At 31.9% G+C, this 16,566-nt stretch carries 14 protein-coding genes and 1 pseudogene; 10 read left to right on the top strand and 5 right to left on the bottom strand.

Features of this window, described 5'->3' with window-relative positions:
- The first annotated feature begins 675 nt into the window (after nt 1-675).
- From DG508_RS20785 to DG508_RS20755, 7 genes and pseudogenes are all read left to right on the top strand, one after another.
- Nucleotides 676-1,914, top strand: coding sequence for a hypothetical protein (locus DG508_RS20785; protein ID WP_108870346.1), 1,239 nt, complete (start codon nt 676-678; stop codon nt 1,912-1,914).
- Nucleotides 1,915-2,323: 409 nt separating this feature from the next.
- A complete protein-coding gene (locus tag DG508_RS20780; protein ID WP_108870344.1) occupies nt 2,324-3,946 on the top strand; it encodes a T9SS type A sorting domain-containing protein in 1,623 nt (540 codons plus the stop codon).
- Between the two features lie 339 nt (nt 3,947-4,285).
- A complete protein-coding gene (locus tag DG508_RS20775; RefSeq protein WP_108870343.1) occupies nt 4,286-5,212 on the top strand; it encodes a M12 family metallopeptidase in 927 nt (308 codons plus the stop codon).
- Nucleotides 5,213-5,486: 274 nt separating this feature from the next.
- Nucleotides 5,487-5,783, top strand: coding sequence for a transposase (locus DG508_RS20770; RefSeq protein WP_108870341.1), 297 nt, complete (start codon nt 5,487-5,489; stop codon nt 5,781-5,783).
- Between the two features lie 50 nt (nt 5,784-5,833).
- The gene (locus DG508_RS20765) at nt 5,834-6,217 is read left to right on the top strand and encodes an IS3 family transposase (RefSeq protein ID WP_108870339.1); all 384 of its coding nucleotides are present in this window, start codon (nt 5,834-5,836) and stop codon (nt 6,215-6,217) included.
- A gap of 102 nt (nt 6,218-6,319) precedes the next feature.
- Nucleotides 6,320-6,631 (top strand): annotated as a pseudogene (locus DG508_RS20760) (class I SAM-dependent methyltransferase family protein); the annotation flags it as partial.
- A 389-nt stretch (nt 6,632-7,020) separates the two neighbouring features.
- The gene (locus DG508_RS20755) at nt 7,021-7,803 is read left to right on the top strand and encodes a nuclear transport factor 2 family protein (protein ID WP_108870338.1); all 783 of its coding nucleotides are present in this window, start codon (nt 7,021-7,023) and stop codon (nt 7,801-7,803) included.
- Nucleotides 7,804-8,041: 238 nt separating this feature from the next.
- Here the strand turns inward: DG508_RS20755 and dmpI are convergent, their stop codons facing one another.
- The 5 genes from dmpI to DG508_RS20730 all read right to left on the bottom strand — a co-directional run bounded on the left by dmpI (nt 8,042) and on the right by DG508_RS20730 (nt 13,054).
- Complete coding sequence (gene dmpI, locus DG508_RS20750) at nt 8,042-8,242, bottom strand: 4-oxalocrotonate tautomerase DmpI (RefSeq protein WP_108870335.1); 201 nt, start codon at nt 8,240-8,242, stop codon at nt 8,042-8,044.
- Nucleotides 8,243-8,307: 65 nt separating this feature from the next.
- Nucleotides 8,308-9,765 (bottom strand): FAD-binding protein, encoded by a 1,458-nt coding sequence (locus DG508_RS20745; RefSeq protein WP_108870333.1) that lies wholly within the window; start codon nt 9,763-9,765, stop codon nt 8,308-8,310.
- Nucleotides 9,762-10,598 carry a TauD/TfdA dioxygenase family protein gene (locus DG508_RS20740; protein WP_108870331.1) on the bottom strand — a complete coding sequence of 279 codons (837 nt, stop codon included), beginning with the start codon at nt 10,596-10,598 and terminating at the stop codon, nt 9,762-9,764. The genes DG508_RS20745 and DG508_RS20740 overlap by 4 nt, the downstream gene beginning before the upstream one ends.
- Before the next feature lie 25 nt (nt 10,599-10,623).
- On the bottom strand, nt 10,624-11,658 hold the full coding sequence (locus DG508_RS20735) for an L-tyrosine/L-tryptophan isonitrile synthase family protein (protein WP_199912823.1): 1,035 nt from the start codon (nt 11,656-11,658) through the stop codon (nt 10,624-10,626).
- Nucleotides 11,659-12,187: 529 nt separating this feature from the next.
- Entirely contained in the window at nt 12,188-13,054 is an 867-nt protein-coding gene (locus DG508_RS20730; RefSeq protein WP_108870329.1) for a fumarylacetoacetate hydrolase family protein, read from the bottom strand.
- Between the two features lie 208 nt (nt 13,055-13,262).
- Between DG508_RS20730 and hpaH the strand changes: the two genes are divergently transcribed.
- The 3 genes from hpaH to hpaE all read left to right on the top strand — a co-directional run bounded on the left by hpaH (nt 13,263) and on the right by hpaE (nt 16,562).
- The gene (gene hpaH / locus DG508_RS20725) at nt 13,263-14,066 is read left to right on the top strand and encodes a 2-oxo-hept-4-ene-1,7-dioate hydratase (RefSeq protein WP_108870327.1); all 804 of its coding nucleotides are present in this window, start codon (nt 13,263-13,265) and stop codon (nt 14,064-14,066) included.
- 101 nt (nt 14,067-14,167) lie between these two features.
- Entirely contained in the window at nt 14,168-14,935 is a 768-nt protein-coding gene (locus tag DG508_RS20720) for an aldolase/citrate lyase family protein (protein WP_108870325.1), read from the top strand.
- 112 nt (nt 14,936-15,047) lie between these two features.
- Nucleotides 15,048-16,562: a 5-carboxymethyl-2-hydroxymuconate semialdehyde dehydrogenase gene (gene hpaE, locus DG508_RS20715; RefSeq protein WP_108870324.1), complete on the top strand. Its 1,515-nt coding sequence runs from the start codon at nt 15,048-15,050 to the stop codon at nt 16,560-16,562.
- Nucleotides 16,563-16,566: the final 4 nt, after the last annotated feature.

The raw sequence follows: 16,566 nt of genomic DNA, 5'->3' as shown, positions 1-16,566 counted from the left end.
AATACAAGCTTAAGTAAGTCAATATAGGAATCCAATCGCTGTTTTTTTACAAAGATCTTAATCTATTTTAAATCCACACACAACTTTTGGGAATGATCCGTTATTATTTATATCTCTGTTTCATAACTGGATTAACATAAAACCTGTTTAAGGTTAGGGTTCAGTGACAATAGTTTCAGTTATAATTTATTGGATTATTCTTTGCAGAGCGGTACTATTATGTTAAATGTTAAGCTACCATTTTACGGTTTGGTATATTGTTATGCTATGGCCAAAAGCAAAAAAAAAGAATTTGCGCAGTTGAATTACAACGTCAATTGAGGTATTCGTATTATGTACAGTTAGTAATACTAGAATACTAACGGATAATCATATTTAAGAATAATAGTGAATTACTGTCAAAACTTTCAGCTTACAAAATAACTCAATTACAAATATTCGATCTCTTCTGATCTATTATACAGAATCTGGCAATAAAATTTCACCACTTCAGCAAGGTAAGATATGTTTATTATAGGAGGAATAGTGATGTTTGTCGAAAAAAATATACTAAATCTTTATGAGTCAATATATTTGTTATTATTTATATTTAGTCTAAATAAAAATAACAGTATTACTTTTTGATATAGAAAAAGGTATTCACATTAATAATTTTAAAAATTTACCCCATTAATTATGAGAAAAAAAATTTTTTACGTACTGATAAGTATAGGAATATTATCATGTACAACAGACAATATAGAAGAGAGTAATAATGCATTGTTACCAAAAGAGCAACAGGATAAAAAAGAAAAATCTCTGGTCTTTAAGGATAATGACCCTCTTTCTAATTCAATAATAAACATTGATGAAAACACAATTGAATTTAGCCAGGATTCTGGTATTGATTTTAGTAAATTAGAATATATCGTATCTGGTCAAATAAGTAAAGCTCCACAAGGGTTCTTAAGAAAAATAACCAACGTTACATATATTAGTAATAAAGTTATTGTAGCTACAGAATCGGCAGAAGTAAATGAATTAACTCCTCATACTGAATATCAACATATATATAATTACGATAACTATAACCAGGATTTCATAAGTAAAACGGCTAATGGAGATATCATAGAGTATAGCTTGGTACCTGATAGAGCAAAAAAAGATATTTCGTTAGGAACATTTAAGATTAACCTTAATCGAGTAATTTTTGATGCAGATGGTAATCATTCTACTACCCATGATCAAATAAAAGCCAACGGTTTTGTAAATATACAGCCTACATTAGATCTTAAACTAAAAATATTTTCAGGTTCGATGAATGAGTTTAAGAACGTGATAACATTTAAAAACCAGACTAATATGGATTTAACGTGGTCTGCCAGTCATAGTTTATTTAATGAGTCCATCCCTATTGTAAATTTAAACCTTCCTCCTACCACTATTTGGGCAGGTTGGATTCCTATAGTAGTGACACATACTATAAAAGTAAATTTAGATGCATCAGGAAGTGTCAGTGCAAGGATAACAGGAGGTATTCGAGGTATCATGACTGTTCGTAAAGGAATGCATTATAAGAATAGTCATTGGAATCCGATCCATGAGATAGATACTTCAGAAATGGAATTTATACCCATCATTACAACAGGAAGTTTTAATGCTTCTCTATTGATTAATACAAATTTTGAATCTTCTTTTTATGGAACCATAGGAGTCGGAGCCAAGGGAGGTGCTGGACTATATGCCAATGGAAGTATCGGTACTAATATAGATAATACACCTACAATAGATTGGTTTGGAGGTATTAAGGGGAGTTTAGGTTTATATGCCAAAGCTGGATTGTTTGGCATCCCAGGATTATCTTTTGAATACGATTCTCCTATTTATGATTTTGAACACCTTTTGACTAAAGGTCATATCACATTAAAAAAATAAATACAATATTATAATTATCAGAAAATTTTATAGTAAAATTACTTTATTCGGAGCAAAAAAACTTCCTGTTTTTTTGATAAAAAAATATTTAAGAAGAAGATAAGTATACATATTGACAGACTAAACTCTTTTTTTGCAAAATAGATTTTGTTTCTATTTTAGAAATAAAAAATAATACAACTTATATTTCGTGAATACCCACTATATCTTATAAAAGGGAGTTTAGTATGTCATATTGACAAACGAAAAATATTTTCTGAGCTATTCTTATATAAATAATTCATGATCACGTTAACAAAAATGTTGAAATAAGCACCTTTGGGTGTAATTTAATATTCTGCAATGTGTTTAAAAATACAGTTTCCTAATTCAAACATTTAAATGGTTTGTTTCTTTAACAATTATCAATATGAAAAAAATAAATTCAATAATCTGGGATTTTTTTATGCCAGATAAAAAAAATACGCGAAATATCACGATACAAACGCTTTCTATCACTATTCTAGTTTTTATTTCCATTACTAGTTTTAGTGGTGTATCTAAAATAATTAAAGATGAGATAAGCTTTTCTGAGTCAAACATTAACTGTAACCTAAATGTTAATGCTGGAGATGATATATCAATTTGTGCTGAAGAAAGAATATTAATCACTCCTAAATTAACTGGGCACTCAATTTGTACAGATTGCAAGGAGTACAAAATACAAAACACTAAAGATTGTCATCATCCGAGATCCCTTGTCATGGTAATAATTACTAATTGGGGAAGTGAAAAAACGTTTACTAATGAAAGTTTGATATGGAAAGAACTGGATAATGGAAGGGCAACTCTTAAAGGGACGATGAAAGAGTCTGGTAAAACTTATACTCTAGATGCTGAGTTTTGGGGAAAGACTATAACTACTCCATCTCCTTATGAAAATGTCTGTGGAGGAGCTAATAATACAAATGGGTGGATCTATTACAAAGAATTTAAAGGAACTGTTAAAGAACATAGTTGGTGGTTTCCTTTATCATTTTCTTTTTCTAGAACTGGAGGTCCTCTTCAATTAGGTAAAGGAGCAAATACTATCGACAAAGATACTCACAAAGTAGGAAGCTCCTCTTGGTTTAATATTTCCAATAGTATTTATACTCATGGAGATATTCATGTTATGATGGATTGCATCTCAGAAAGCACTGATACTACTACATATTCTTGGTCAACAGGAGAAACAACCCCCTCTATTTATGTAGATACACCAGGAATATATACAGTAAATGTTAAAGATTGTAAAGGTTGCGAAGCTACCGACTCTATAACAGTTTCTTCAAATTCGACTACAGCTGATGCTGGAGAAGATCAGTCTATTTGTTTAGGAGAAACTACCACTCTAACGGCTATAGGAGGAGGTACTTATTTATGGTCAACAGGTGAAACAACTGCCAGTATAGAAGTCTCTCCATTAGAAACCACGACATATTCAGTTACAGTATCTAACAATAATTGCAAAGCAACAGATCAAGTAGAGGTGATTGTTAATACAACTATTGTAAACGCTGGAGAAGAACAATATATATGTTTAGGAAATATAACTACGTTAACTGCTACAGGTGGAGGAACGTATTTATGGTCAACAGGTGAAACCACATCCAGTATAGAAGTTTCTCCTTTAACAACAACCACATATAGTGTGACAACATCATTAAGCAATAATTGTATGGGAGAGAATAGAAATGAAGTAACTATATACGTAGAGGACTGTAGCAGTGAACATATAGCAAAAACCTCTGCTTTAATCTACCCTACAGTTATAAAAGCATCTGAACATATATTTATCCAGATATCATCTCCAACAGAAGAAAAGATAAAAATATCTATATACTCGTTTAGCGGAAAAGAAATAGGAATCCTACATTCTAAAAAGAACTCCAAAAACAAACATATTATAGATATTAACCCTAAAGATTTTCCTGAGTTTTCTTCTGGCATGTATTTCATTAATATTAAAGGAGATAAATGGTCCGAAACAAAAAAAATATGTATTAAATAACCTCGTTAACTTATTTTGACTATAAAAAAGTTAACTAAAAATAGCTCAGCTAATCTTATTTTAATACAACTCAACGATGTACCCTATAATATATCAATAGAAAACATAAAAGTTGGTAGTGTTGAATTTATCGGAATAATAAGGAATCATTATATATTTCGATATCAACACTCTACTTCTAAAGGAGATATATGACGTCTTAGTGAAAAAGCAACTTATTATAGATTAATAAGTTGTGTACCGCAAGACAAATGATGATTGTATAAAAAACACAATTATTCATATGCTTTATCAAAATAATTCTCCCCTTTGTATAACTAGAAATATAAATTAAAAAAAATGAAATTAAACAATAAATTTTCAGCAATTACCCTTATAACAACAGTTCTAATCACAATATCATGTACCAAGAATGATAAGGTTACTTTAGAAGAAATGGAAGTAAAAACATTAGAATATACAGATTTAGATTATCCCTCCATCAATTATGAGAACTTAAGTTCAGATGATTTGGTTATTACTGATTTGGATACAGATATATCATCACCTGTAACAAAATATAAAGAGGGATATATAGGTTCTGATAAAATTCATTACCAAATTAATGATAATGGAGATTATGTAATAGGTGGAGATATCATATTGCCCAAAAATACAACTATCACAGATAAACCTGTAGCTACAGCTAAAGGAGCAATTGCAGTTAGAATTAGACCCTGGACCAATGGTGTGATCCCTATTCTCATCCATCCGAATGTACCAGATGCAAATCGAAATAGTATTATTCAAGCTGCAGGTATATGGGCTAACCGTTTAGGTGTACAATTTGTCCACTTTAACTCTTTCGTTCATCGCAATTTTATTCATATAGTTCGTGGTGATGGAGATAGTTCACACGTTGGAATGGTTGGAGGAGAGCAAATTTTAACAACCCATGACTCATATCTACCAGTAGCTATTCATGAATTTGGACATGCTCTAGGACTTATTCATGAGCATCAAAGATCGGATAGAAATAAGTATATAGCTTCATCTATAAGTGATCCAAATATAGATCCCCAATATTCTCACAATTTAACTCCTTTTGATTGGTCATCAATTATGCTATATTCTTCTAGATATTTGGGACGAGGAATATATGATATGGTAAGAAGAAGAGATTATAGGCCTTTTACCAATATCATAGAATATGGCAGACAAAATGGAACAATTTATGGACCAAGTGAATATGATGTACGAGCTTTAAGTCAATTTTATCAGAATTAACTATTTTAATGAGAGTGTTTAAATTTTAAAGAATTCTATTAAAGTTTACCAAGACCACTCACTTAAAAAAGTGAGTGGTCTTAATAAAAATCCAAATTTATGGAATGATTTTTGTCGTTTTTTAAAGCTAAAATGCTATACAATTAATCCAAATTTTAAAATGTAATGTATGAAGTTAAAGTATGCTTGATTTTCTTAACTTTATACAAATATTGGAGTTACTACATTTGCATGGACAGTAAGCTAAGCTTAAAATATATAATTTTGAGTATTTATGAAAACAGTAAGAAGAAAATACGAGAAGTCATTTAAGATAATGGCAGTTGAATTAGTTAATTCAGGGAAAAGTAAAAAAGCAGTTAGTACTGATTTGGGTATTCGTCAAGAATTATTAGGAAGATGGTGTAGAGAATTTAACTCAAATTCTACAGGTAGTTTTTCAGGAAACGGTCGTCCAAATTTAACTCCAGAACAAAAGCAAATCGTAGAATTAAAGAAAGCCTTGAAAGATGTAGAATTAGAACGTGATATCTTAAAAAAGGCAGTAAGCATCTTCTCCAAGAACAGATAGATATTTTTATTTTCATAGATACTTACAAAATAAAGTACCCTATCGAGAAAATGTGTAAAACATTAAAAGTAAGTAAGAGTGGTTATTATTACTGGTGTAAAAGATCAATTTCAAATAGAGAAAAAGAAAATAATAAACTGTTACAAGAAATACTTACTATTTACAATCAGAGTAATGGAACTTATGGTAGTCCTCGAATACAGGAAGAATTATATCAGCTAGGTTATAAAGTATCACGTCCAAGAGTTGCTAGAACAATGAAAAACAATAACATACAAAGTAAGGTCAGAAAAAAATGGATAGTAACTACGGATTCTAAACATAGTAATCCAGTAGCTCCTAATTTATTAAACAGAAATTTTACTGTTGATTCCCTAGGTCAAGTATGGGTATCAGATCTTACGTATTTGAAAACAAAAGAAGTGAACTTGTAAGAAAAATTCGGACAATTTATCTAAGGCCTATACAGAAAAGGATCAATTCAGAAAAGGTTGGAAGACCTAATCTAAAATGAATTACTAGATGAATTAGATATTCCAAATATTATAATCATTTCAGGCATATTAGAGCTTTTTGGTGACAATGAATTAGCCAGTAACGCACTCACTGGACTCAAATCTATTGCTGAGAAAAACTCTAGTGTAGTGTATACTGGTCAACCATGGCATCCATAACTGAAAATGATTGCTTATGTTTAAAATAGTCATCAAAAGAAAGATTGGATAATGAGAAGGCGTTCGCAAAAAGAATTAGATCGTTTAATGGCTCATAATGATATTCATAAAAAAACTATGCTTATTGATGATTTCGGAATTTTTACAGTTTCATCAGCAAAAATTAATGCTTAAAAAAATAATATATTGAGTATACCTAGTAAACTATTGACTACCAATATTTTATTAAGAATTCGGCAATTATCCTGCCGAGGTCACAAAAAAACCCTTTAAAACATTGATTTTAAAGGGTTTTTTGATTTTATAGTGTCAGATTTGGTGACAAGAATAATTTCTAAGTAATTTTATTTCTAATTCATTTAGCTACCAAATCAAAAACTCTTACCTCCAAAAGAAATACGTTCCAACCACCTCCTACAAAAGTAATTTCTGATTCAGAATATATTGTTTTTCCTTTTTAACAATAACCCCTTATTTTTCAAGTAAATGCCTTCTCCTTATTGTTATAAAGCACTAATTTAGTTATATCATAAAAGTATAAACCTATTTATAAAAAACAACATATGAGTAATAAAGAAAAAGCCAAAGCATATCATACTGCTGTTAGCGAATATGACGAATCAACGATTGAAAAAATGGTTCATGAAGATTATATTCAACATAATCCAAAGGTACCCTCAGGAAGGGCTGCTTTTATCGCTATGATACCAAAGTTAAAAACTTATGGTAGTAAAATTGAAAATATTCGCATGCTAGAAGATGACAATTACATCATCATGCATCACAAATGGATAAATGCTATTCCTTTTGGTTTTGATGAAACAGCAGCTTTTCATATCATTCGTTTTGATAATACGGGTCTTATTGCAGAACACTGGAATGTTATGTCAGAAATGGGCTCTCCAAACGTATCTGGTAGATCTTTACTAGATGGTAAAGTCAAAATAAGCGACTTAAAAAAAACTGAAATCAATAAGTCTAAAATCATTGAGTTATTTGACATACTAACAAGTGAAGATGTAGAAGAAAAAGAAATAATAACTACCATCCCTCAATTTTTTCAAACTGATTTTCATCAACATAATATGATGCTTTCTGATGGAGTTCAAAGTCTTATTAAGGCAGTTCAAGAAGGTTCTCATTTTCCTAGATATATTAAACAACATGCCGTCTTTGGAGAAGGAAACTTTGTTATCTCTATTAGTGAAGGAATACTTTCAGAAAAAAAGACCGCAGTATATGACCTATTTAGATTAGAAAAAGGAAAGATAGCCGCTCATTGGAACATTAGTCAAGATATTCCAACAGAGAATCTTGCCAATGACAATACAATGTTTAATTTTTAGAATGTGTACAAAACAAGATCTTTGCATACAGAATCACTGTTTTATAAGGAGCTTCTCTTTTGAGGTCAATATAAAATCGTAAAATAAAAGCACGAAAACTAGTAGCTAACAACAAAGTAGTGATATTGCCAAACATCTAATTGTTAACTACTAGCATCTTTTGCTCACTAAGTGACATTTTAATACCTCGAAGCTTACTTCAAAAAATACTTCGCGGGCTTACCTTGAGGTCGCTTGTTTATTTTTTTAGTTCTTTTTTCATTTCTGTTACTGTTTTCCCACCAACAGCTATATCATCATCTGGAATTTCTTTTATTGATATAAAGAATAACTCTTTTGGAATTCCTGTAATACTTACTGATATCTCTGTTAATTGTTTAATTAATTTTTGCTTGATTTCTTTTTCAAGCTTACCTGATTCAAATGATATATATGGCATATTGATTCTATTTTTTATGTATAGTTATGTTTTATTTTGTTTCCAGCTCTATATTATGAAGTGGTTTAAACTTTAGAATATTTAGAAACAAGAGTTTTAATTAAAGTATTTATTTCATTTAGTGTACCCACAGATTCAATATAAGCGTCAGGCCTTACTATAATAACCTGACCTTTATAATGTTTACTTTCTGTCCAAAATCCATGTTGTGAATTATTTGAACGAATTTGTAGTAGGTTTACAAAATCTGGTAATTCTAAATCTATTTTTTGATCGCTAAAATAAAGAAGAGTAAATTTAGTATACTCAAGAAACGAATAGAGTCGTTTCTTCTCTTTTTCTTGATGTACTATAAGGTCATATACTCTTGTTCCAATTATTCCTTTTTCACTATAGCGAATTCCCATCCCTGTAATATTTCCAGCTCTCTTCTCTACAATCTTCACATAATCTTTTGCATGAGTCCCAGAGTTTGAATATTTTGTAGAACGAACAAGCTCTCCAGAACTTTCGATTACACTTAGAGCGATTGGTTTTCTTTCACTCTCATATGAACGAAGCAGGTTTTGATTCGCTTCATGATTTTTGATCATACTCAATTTCCAAATTAGATTAAATGCATCTGCTAATCCTGTATTTAAGCCTTGTCCCCCATTTACTGAGTGAATATGACAAGCATCTCCAGCAAGAATTATGCGATCTTTAATGAGATAATTTTCGGCAACAGATTCTTTTACAGAAAATTGAGAAAACCAAACAAGTTCTTTTATCATAACTGTATGTGGAGCCATCGCTAGATTGATTTTTTCTATGGCATCCTCCATGCTAAAATCTTTGCGATCCATTCTGATATAAAATCGGTCGATCTCTCCTTCTCTAGGAATCCAAGCAACATCTGATGTTTCTGCCTGGAAAACAATTATTTCTGGAGCCTTTGGAAAATCAGTTTCAAATACTGCATCAATCACCGCCCATATAATTTGAGGCCGCGTAATTTCAAAAGGAATATTGAAGTAGTTTCTTACAAAAGAACTAGAACCATCTGCACCAATAAGATATGTAGATTTTATTATCTCTTTATTAGAGAGCGTACTAATACATTCTTGATCTGTAATCTGAATATCTTCTATTGTTGTTTGCCTCACTACAGAAGCATTAATAGATGTAAGTTTTTTATCTAAGAGCTTCTCTACAAATGCTTGTCCTAACATTAAAAAATGTTTATGAAAACACCCTTCCAGTTCATTCCACCAAGAAGATTGACGAGATACAAATTTCCCTTTTTCCCATACTGAACTTGTATTACAAGGCAAGCCCAATGGGTAAAGCTCTTTGAACAAATCAACAACCTCAAGTAGCTGTAATGTTCTTGCATTAAGAGCATCTGCTCTCCCAACTTCTAATGGGCCTACAGACGTATCTATTATGATAGTTTTCAATCCTGAAAGCTCTGCCAAATAAGCACATAATAATCCTACAGGTCCAGCTCCAATAATAAGAATATCTGTTTCTTTTCTAATCATTTTGTATATATTAAATGAGGATTATCAAGAGGAGTTTTTCCTAATAGCTGTACTCGTCTTATATGTCTGGGTGCCCCTTTAGTAAAAGCTTCTCGACCATGTAACAAAGTATGATTATCAGAAAATACTATATCTCCTGTTTTCCACTGGTGTGTGTATAGGTTTTCAGGAGAGTAGAGTATTTTGTTAAGGTTTTCAATAAAATTTTCTATCTCTTGTTTAGGAATACCTTCAACCTCAAAACCTGGATGATTAATAAAAGATTCATCATTATTATGAGGCGGTTCACAGTAACGAATTACTGAGAAATCTTTTTCAGGGTGTTTTGTAAGAAGTGGAGCAATCGTTTTACTGTCATAAAATTCCATTTTTCTTGAATAAGCGCAAGTAATCTTGTTCCATAACTCACGAACACTTTCAGGAGTTTTTTCTAAAACCAATTTTGTATTAACAAAAGTTGTTCCTCCTTTGTTATCAATACCAGGTGAGTTCACACAATGAAACACCTGAGTTTCTGGAACCTGTTCTCGATACATACCATCCCAATGCAAAGGGATATAAGTATGATCAAAAATATGATCTTTGGGGTTATCTTGCTCAATCAGTTCCAACACCTTTCCAAAAGGCCATAAACTAATTTCTCCAAACTTTTCACAATAGTCAGAAAAATTCTCTGCACTATCAAAACTTCGAAATCCTCTTAAAGCAATCAGATGCTCACGTGACAAAACATCTTTTAGCTCATTTACATCTATATTTCTAATATCTTCTTGCCCACTAACAGGCTCAATTAATAACCCAAATGGATATAATTTTGTTGCTATAAAATTCATAACTTAACTATTTAATTTTGTTATTCTAAAATTGATATTCTGTTTTTAGCCCTTGTTTTTTTTGAACAAGTTCATAGTGACTAGGGCGGCCATTTACATCTTCAACCAATGTTGCATTTAATTTTTGAGCTTCTTTATGCTTCATTAATATAAATTTATCACCAGTATTTACTGCAACTGCATGCCAAGGAGTCATCCATGTTTCTGTACCAAGAAGCTGAATTCCAATTTTTTTAGAGCCACAAATCTGTGGATGTATGGATAAACGAATCGCCTCAGGAAATTTTTCTGCAATCAGGTCAGTCCACGCATTACTTCTTATAATTGCTTGATATGCTTTTATTTTGCATTCTTTTTGAATAGAACTCTTAGACCTTGTCTGTCCAGGAAAAAGTAAATCTTCTACTAGAAATCGTGTAAGTCCACAATACAAACGATTCGCTTCTTTTTCTTCTGGATTCCCTGAACCGTTTCCTCCTTTTTTTACTTTAGCCTTTAAACTATCCAAATCTTGTCCATACTGTTCTATAAGTTCAGAACGCGCTTGATCAAAATCACCATCTACATATATATTATCAAGATTAAAAGTAGAAAGCTCTGTTAGGTTTAATTTTTCAATAATACGATCAATCTCAACCTGATAAGCTGTTACATCTTTTTCTTGAATCCCAACAACATCACTAAAGACCCTACCATCTGAGCATATGATTACCTCTGCTCCTAGTTCATAATTTTTCTGAATTCGCTTACAGAGGTCATTTAAAAATGTAAGTGCTTTTTTCTCAGCCATATCTGGGAGATATCCTAAAACTTTTGCTGGATTTGGAGATTTACCAGGAAATGCAGGTAAGACAAATTTAATTTTCTTTTTTTCTTTAATTGCCGTAATAATCTTGTCTATATGTTGTTTTTGGCATCTTGTGCATGAAGCCGAATTACAACTATCTTCAGATTTTATCATTCGCCGAAATTGCATGACTTCGGTCAAAATATATTTAGCTTGATCTGTAATTTGATCTAGGCTATTAGGCTTACTTGGTTCATTATTTAAAATTTTCATAATTGAATATAAATTGAGTTTGTGTTTTTTGAGTCTACTAAGTGAAAGTTAAGTAAACATTTAAAAGGAATTCTACTCAATTTGTGATGTTAACGCAACTTTAGTTCATGTTAACACACTTTAATAAATAATGCTAAACTTAATGTTAGATTTTCAGATTTATAGAATCTTTTATTAGCAATGAACAGCCAATTTTACTGGTATACCAAATCAGATTAAAATAAAATACGGTGTATAGTTGAATAGAAATTCAGCAGGATAATACTTTAGTATCGCTTCAATGTAAGTAGCATTTTTTCTGGCTAAATTAAAAATGAGATGACCATATTGTTAGACAATAAATGATGCCGAATCCTTCTTATAAGAAATCAAAGTATTTGCTATAATTTCTCAAAAAAAGAAGTACACTTATAAAGGAGTTTTTATAATTTATTGTAAAAGTTCGTTTTCAGTTTTTGAATCCTTTTTTAGATATGTTTTAGATGAATACAAAGTGTTTCACACGAGAAATATGCATTTAAAACTATCCTTATAACATCTCATCTTCAATCCCATTTTTTAAAATTCCGATTTCAGGAACTTCAACCGTTACAATATCTCCAGGAGTTAAGTATATAGGTGGAGTAAACCTTGCTCCAGCGCCATTTGGAGTCCCTGTAGAAATCATATCCCCTGGTTTTAACGTCATAAATGTACTTAGATATGAAATGATATAAGCAAAAGAGAACATTAGATTTGCAGTAGAGTCCTGCTGTCTAATTTCTCCATTAACACGTGTTTCAATAGTAAGATTGGTATAGTCTTTAATTTCATCCGCAGTTACCATCCAAGGACCTATAGCTCCTGATTTTTCAAAATTTTTACCTTGAGTCACATTAAATTTTGCATGTCGAACCCAATCTCGTATAGTTCCTTCATTCATTAATGTTAGACCAGCGATATGTTCAAGAGCTTTATTTTCAGGAATACGTCTTCCAGGTTTCCCTATAATGATGACAATTTCACCCTCATAGTCTAATTGATGTGATTCTGGTGGTCGTACTAAGTTTTGTTTGTGTCCTGTAAATGAATCCTGATACCTCAAGAACAGACTGGGATATTTTGGCACATCAGAATTATCTTTGTATTCTGCATTTCTATTCGCATAATTCACACCAATACATGCAATTTTTTCTCCAGAAAGTATAGGGGGTAAATAAACTACTTCTTTTTCTCTATAAGAGATTTCAGTATTTCTTGCAATAGCTGTTAATTCATATAAGGCTCCTGTTTTTATCCAGTGACATAGATCATAACCATGATCTTTTCCTATATCTGTTAAGAAAATAGCATTTTCTTTTTCTATTACAGAGCCATACGTTATTCTGTTATTGATATTGTAAGAAGCAAATCTCATAAATAAATATTCATTTTTGAGTATCAAAAATAGTATTCATCAATTTGCTTTTATTGTATTAAAGTGTAGTATTCTTTTAGTTTATATACAAAACAAATTTTAACTAAAAAATAAAATAGTTACACAAAACCAAAAGGAATACTACACTTTTTGTAAAAAAAATTCATGAATAAATAACGAACTATGTACTATACAAAAAAGACATAGTATGCTTAGCAAACAGCAGATAGAAGAAGAAGCAAACCGATTGCATAGTGCAGAAAAAAATAGGCTACAAATAGAAGCTACAACTGTAAGGCATCCAGAAATGGTAATAAAAGATTCTTACGCTATTCAAGAAGAATGGATGAGGCTTAAACAAAAAGAAGGGCAAAAAGTGATTGGCTATAAGATTGGATTGACCTCTAAAGTAATGCAAGTAGCAATGGCTATAGATGAACCTGATTATGGAACATTACTAGACAGTATGTATTTTGATCATGGATGTGAGATCAAAGTTTCTGAATTTTCAGACCCTAGAATCGAAGTAGAATTAGCTTTTGTATTAAAGAAGCCTTTGTTTGGTAAAAACTTAACGGTTACAGATGTTATAAACGCAACGGATTATGTAGTTCCTGCATTAGAATTGATAGCCGCTAGAACATATAGAGTGCATCCTGATACTGGATATACAAGAACAATTAGAGACACTATTGCTGATAATGCGGCAAATGCGGCAATTATATTAGGAAATAAAAAAATAAAACCAACCGCAATTGATTTACGCTGGATAGGTGCTCTTTTATACAAAAATAATGTTATTGAAGAATCTGGAGTTGCTGCCGCTGTATTAGATCATCCCGCAAGAGGAGTTGCATGGCTAGCTCAAAAATATGCAAACCACAATATAGCACTGGAACCTGGGCAAATTATTTTGGCTGGTTCCTTTACAAGACCTGTAAAAGTCAATGCGGGAGATACCATTGTAGCAGATTATAATGAGTTGGGTACAATTGAATGTAAGTTTATATAAGATTATGAAATGAGCCATAATAATTCGGCTAACACCAATTGAAATTGAAAATAATTATTGGCAAATTCTACCTGACTGATAACAATAAACAAAAGAAATAGATGAAACAATTAGGAGATAACATATTCAAAAAAAGCGTTGTAAATAGAGAATTGACCTATGGTATATGGAATGGTTTGGTTGATACAGTAGTCGCAGAGATTATTGCATGTGCCGATTTTGATTGGATTTTAATTGATGGAGAACATGCCCCATTTGATATAAGGAAAATACAGTTACAACTTCAAACGCTATCAGCATATTCATCTCAGGTTATTGTAAGGCCACCCGTTGGAGATTCAGTATTGATAAAAAATCTCATGGATATTGGAGTGCAAAATTTATTAGTTCCAATGGTAGAAACCGCAGAACAAGCATCACAACTTGTAAAAGACATGCGTTATCCACCAGAGGGAATTAGAGGGGTAGGTACTGCCCTAGCAAGAGCATCAAAATGGAACCGTTTGGAAAATTATTTTGCCAAAGCAAACAGCCAGATGTGTTTGATTTGTCAAGTAGAAACTATAAAGGGGCTTAACAATTTAGAAGAAATCTTAAACATAGATGGAGTTGATGGTGTCTTTATAGGCCCTGCTGATTTGGCTGCCTCTATGGGGTATTTAGGAAATCCAGCACACCCTGTGGTAAAAGAGGCTGTTGCCAGTGCATTAATAAAAATTAAAGAAAAGAACAAAACAGCAGGGGTACTCGCCTTATCAGAAGAGCTTATTGAGTTTTATAAAAACAAAGGAGCGAATTTATTAGGAGTTGGTGTAGACACACTAATATTAGCCAATGGAGCGCAACAACTTAGAGATAAGGTAAAATAAATATACACAAAAGTATAACAATTCTTACACAAAAATACAAAGATGTTCTTTATAACAAGAATACCTTTATCAAGTGAGCAATCCACACAATTTTAAAAATTTTAGACATAAAATGTTAGATACTAATTTAAAAATACTGAACCAGCTTTTACCTAAACTCAAAAAAGAAGGAATAAAAAATTTTATAAATGGAAAACAGTTAAAAGCTTCATCGGGAAATACTTTTGAAACACATTCACCTGTAGATAAAGAATTTATAGCTAAGGTAGCTTTATCTGATGAAAAAGATATTGATCAAGCAACTACAGCAGCGATGACAGCATTTAAATCGTGGAAAAAAATGCCTCATCAAGAACGTAGAGATATCTTGTATGCAATTGCTGATAAAATAGAAGAGCATGCCGATAAAATTGCTGTTTTAGAGAGTTATGATACAGGACAGCCTATTCGTTTTATGAAAAAGGCAGCAGTAAGAGGTGCTGCAAATTTTAGATATTTTGCCGATAAAGTTATAGATGCTCCTAATGGATTATCCACACCAGATACCCACCATATTAACTATACTATACGACAACCAATAGGCCCAATTGGAATAATTACTCCTTGGAATACGCCATTTATGCTTAGTACATGGAAAATTGCACCAGCGTTAGCATCAGGATGCACTGTAGTACATAAGCCTGCAGAATTTAGCCCAGTGACAGCAAGTTATTTGGTAAAATTGGCGCATGAAGCTGGTTTACCAAAAGGAGTTTGGAATGTCGTAAATGGTTTTGGTGAAGTGGCAGGAAAATCATTGACAGAACATAACGATATCAAAGCATTAGCTTTTATAGGAGAAACAACTACGGGAAGTCTGATTATGAAACAAGGGGCTCCTACTTTGAAACGAGTACATCTAGAATTAGGAGGGCAAAACCCAATTATAGTGTTTGATGATGCAGATCTAGATCGAGCTTTGGATACTGCTATTTTCATGAAATACAGTCTTAATGGAGAACGATGTACATCTAGTAGCAGACTCCTTCTTCAAAAAAATATTTACAAAGACTTTGTTGAGCAACTGATCAAACGAGTTCAAAATATTACCGTAGGAAACCCATTAGATCCTATTACCGAAGTTGGACCAATGATACACCCTACTCATCAGGAAAAAGTACTAAGCTATGGTGAAATAGGAAAAAAAGATGGGGCAACACTTGCTGTAGGAGGAGGAATACCAGATCATTTAACAAGTGGATGTTATGTAAATCCAACACTTTTTATAAATGCGACCAAAGATATGCGCATTGCTCAAGAAGAAGTTTTTGGCCCTTTTCTTACCGTAATTCCTTTTGATACAGAAGAAGAGGCCATAGAAATTGCCAATAGTGTAAAATATGGACTTACTGCCTATATATGGACCAAAGATGTAGGAAGAGCACATAGAATAGCGCACGATGTAGAAGCGGGTATGGTATGGATTAACTCTCAAAACATAAGGCATTTACCAGCACCCTTTGGAGGAGTAAAACACAGTGGTATCGGTCGTGATGGAGGCGAATATAGTTTTGACTTCTACATGGAAACTAAAAATATTTCAGTTGCATTGGGAGATCATACCATTCCGCAACTAGGTAAAAAATAATACA

This window comes from Aquimarina aquimarini (assembly GCF_900299535.1).
Lineage (GTDB): Bacteria > Bacteroidota > Bacteroidia > Flavobacteriales > Flavobacteriaceae > Aquimarina > Aquimarina aquimarini.
This window is presented reverse-complemented; position numbering and strand designations above follow the sequence as displayed.

Bases quoted from the DNA above. Each gene is read 5' to 3' on its own strand.
- DG508_RS20745 (WP_108870333.1), bottom strand. From the start codon at position 9,765: ATGATTAGAAAAGAAACAGATATTCTTATTATTGGAGCTGGACCTGTA.
- DG508_RS20770 (WP_108870341.1), top strand. From the start codon at position 5,487: ATGAAAACAGTAAGAAGAAAATACGAGAAGTCATTTAAGATAATGGCA.
- DG508_RS20740 (WP_108870331.1), bottom strand. From the start codon at position 10,598: ATGAATTTTATAGCAACAAAATTATATCCATTTGGGTTATTAATTGAG.
- DG508_RS20720 (WP_108870325.1), top strand. From the start codon at position 14,168: ATGAAACAATTAGGAGATAACATATTCAAAAAAAGCGTTGTAAATAGA.
- hpaH (WP_108870327.1), top strand. From the start codon at position 13,263: ATGCTTAGCAAACAGCAGATAGAAGAAGAAGCAAACCGATTGCATAGT.
- DG508_RS20765 (WP_108870339.1), top strand. From the start codon at position 5,834: ATGTGTAAAACATTAAAAGTAAGTAAGAGTGGTTATTATTACTGGTGT.
- DG508_RS20780 (WP_108870344.1), top strand. From the start codon at position 2,324: ATGAAAAAAATAAATTCAATAATCTGGGATTTTTTTATGCCAGATAAA.
- DG508_RS20755 (WP_108870338.1), top strand. From the start codon at position 7,021: ATGAGTAATAAAGAAAAAGCCAAAGCATATCATACTGCTGTTAGCGAA.
- DG508_RS20785 (WP_108870346.1), top strand. From the start codon at position 676: ATGAGAAAAAAAATTTTTTACGTACTGATAAGTATAGGAATATTATCA.
- DG508_RS20735 (WP_199912823.1), bottom strand. From the start codon at position 11,658: ATGAAAATTTTAAATAATGAACCAAGTAAGCCTAATAGCCTAGATCAA.
- hpaE (WP_108870324.1), top strand. From the start codon at position 15,048: ATGTTAGATACTAATTTAAAAATACTGAACCAGCTTTTACCTAAACTC.
- DG508_RS20775 (WP_108870343.1), top strand. From the start codon at position 4,286: ATGAAATTAAACAATAAATTTTCAGCAATTACCCTTATAACAACAGTT.
- DG508_RS20730 (WP_108870329.1), bottom strand. From the start codon at position 13,054: ATGAGATTTGCTTCTTACAATATCAATAACAGAATAACGTATGGCTCT.
- dmpI (WP_108870335.1), bottom strand. From the start codon at position 8,242: ATGCCATATATATCATTTGAATCAGGTAAGCTTGAAAAAGAAATCAAG.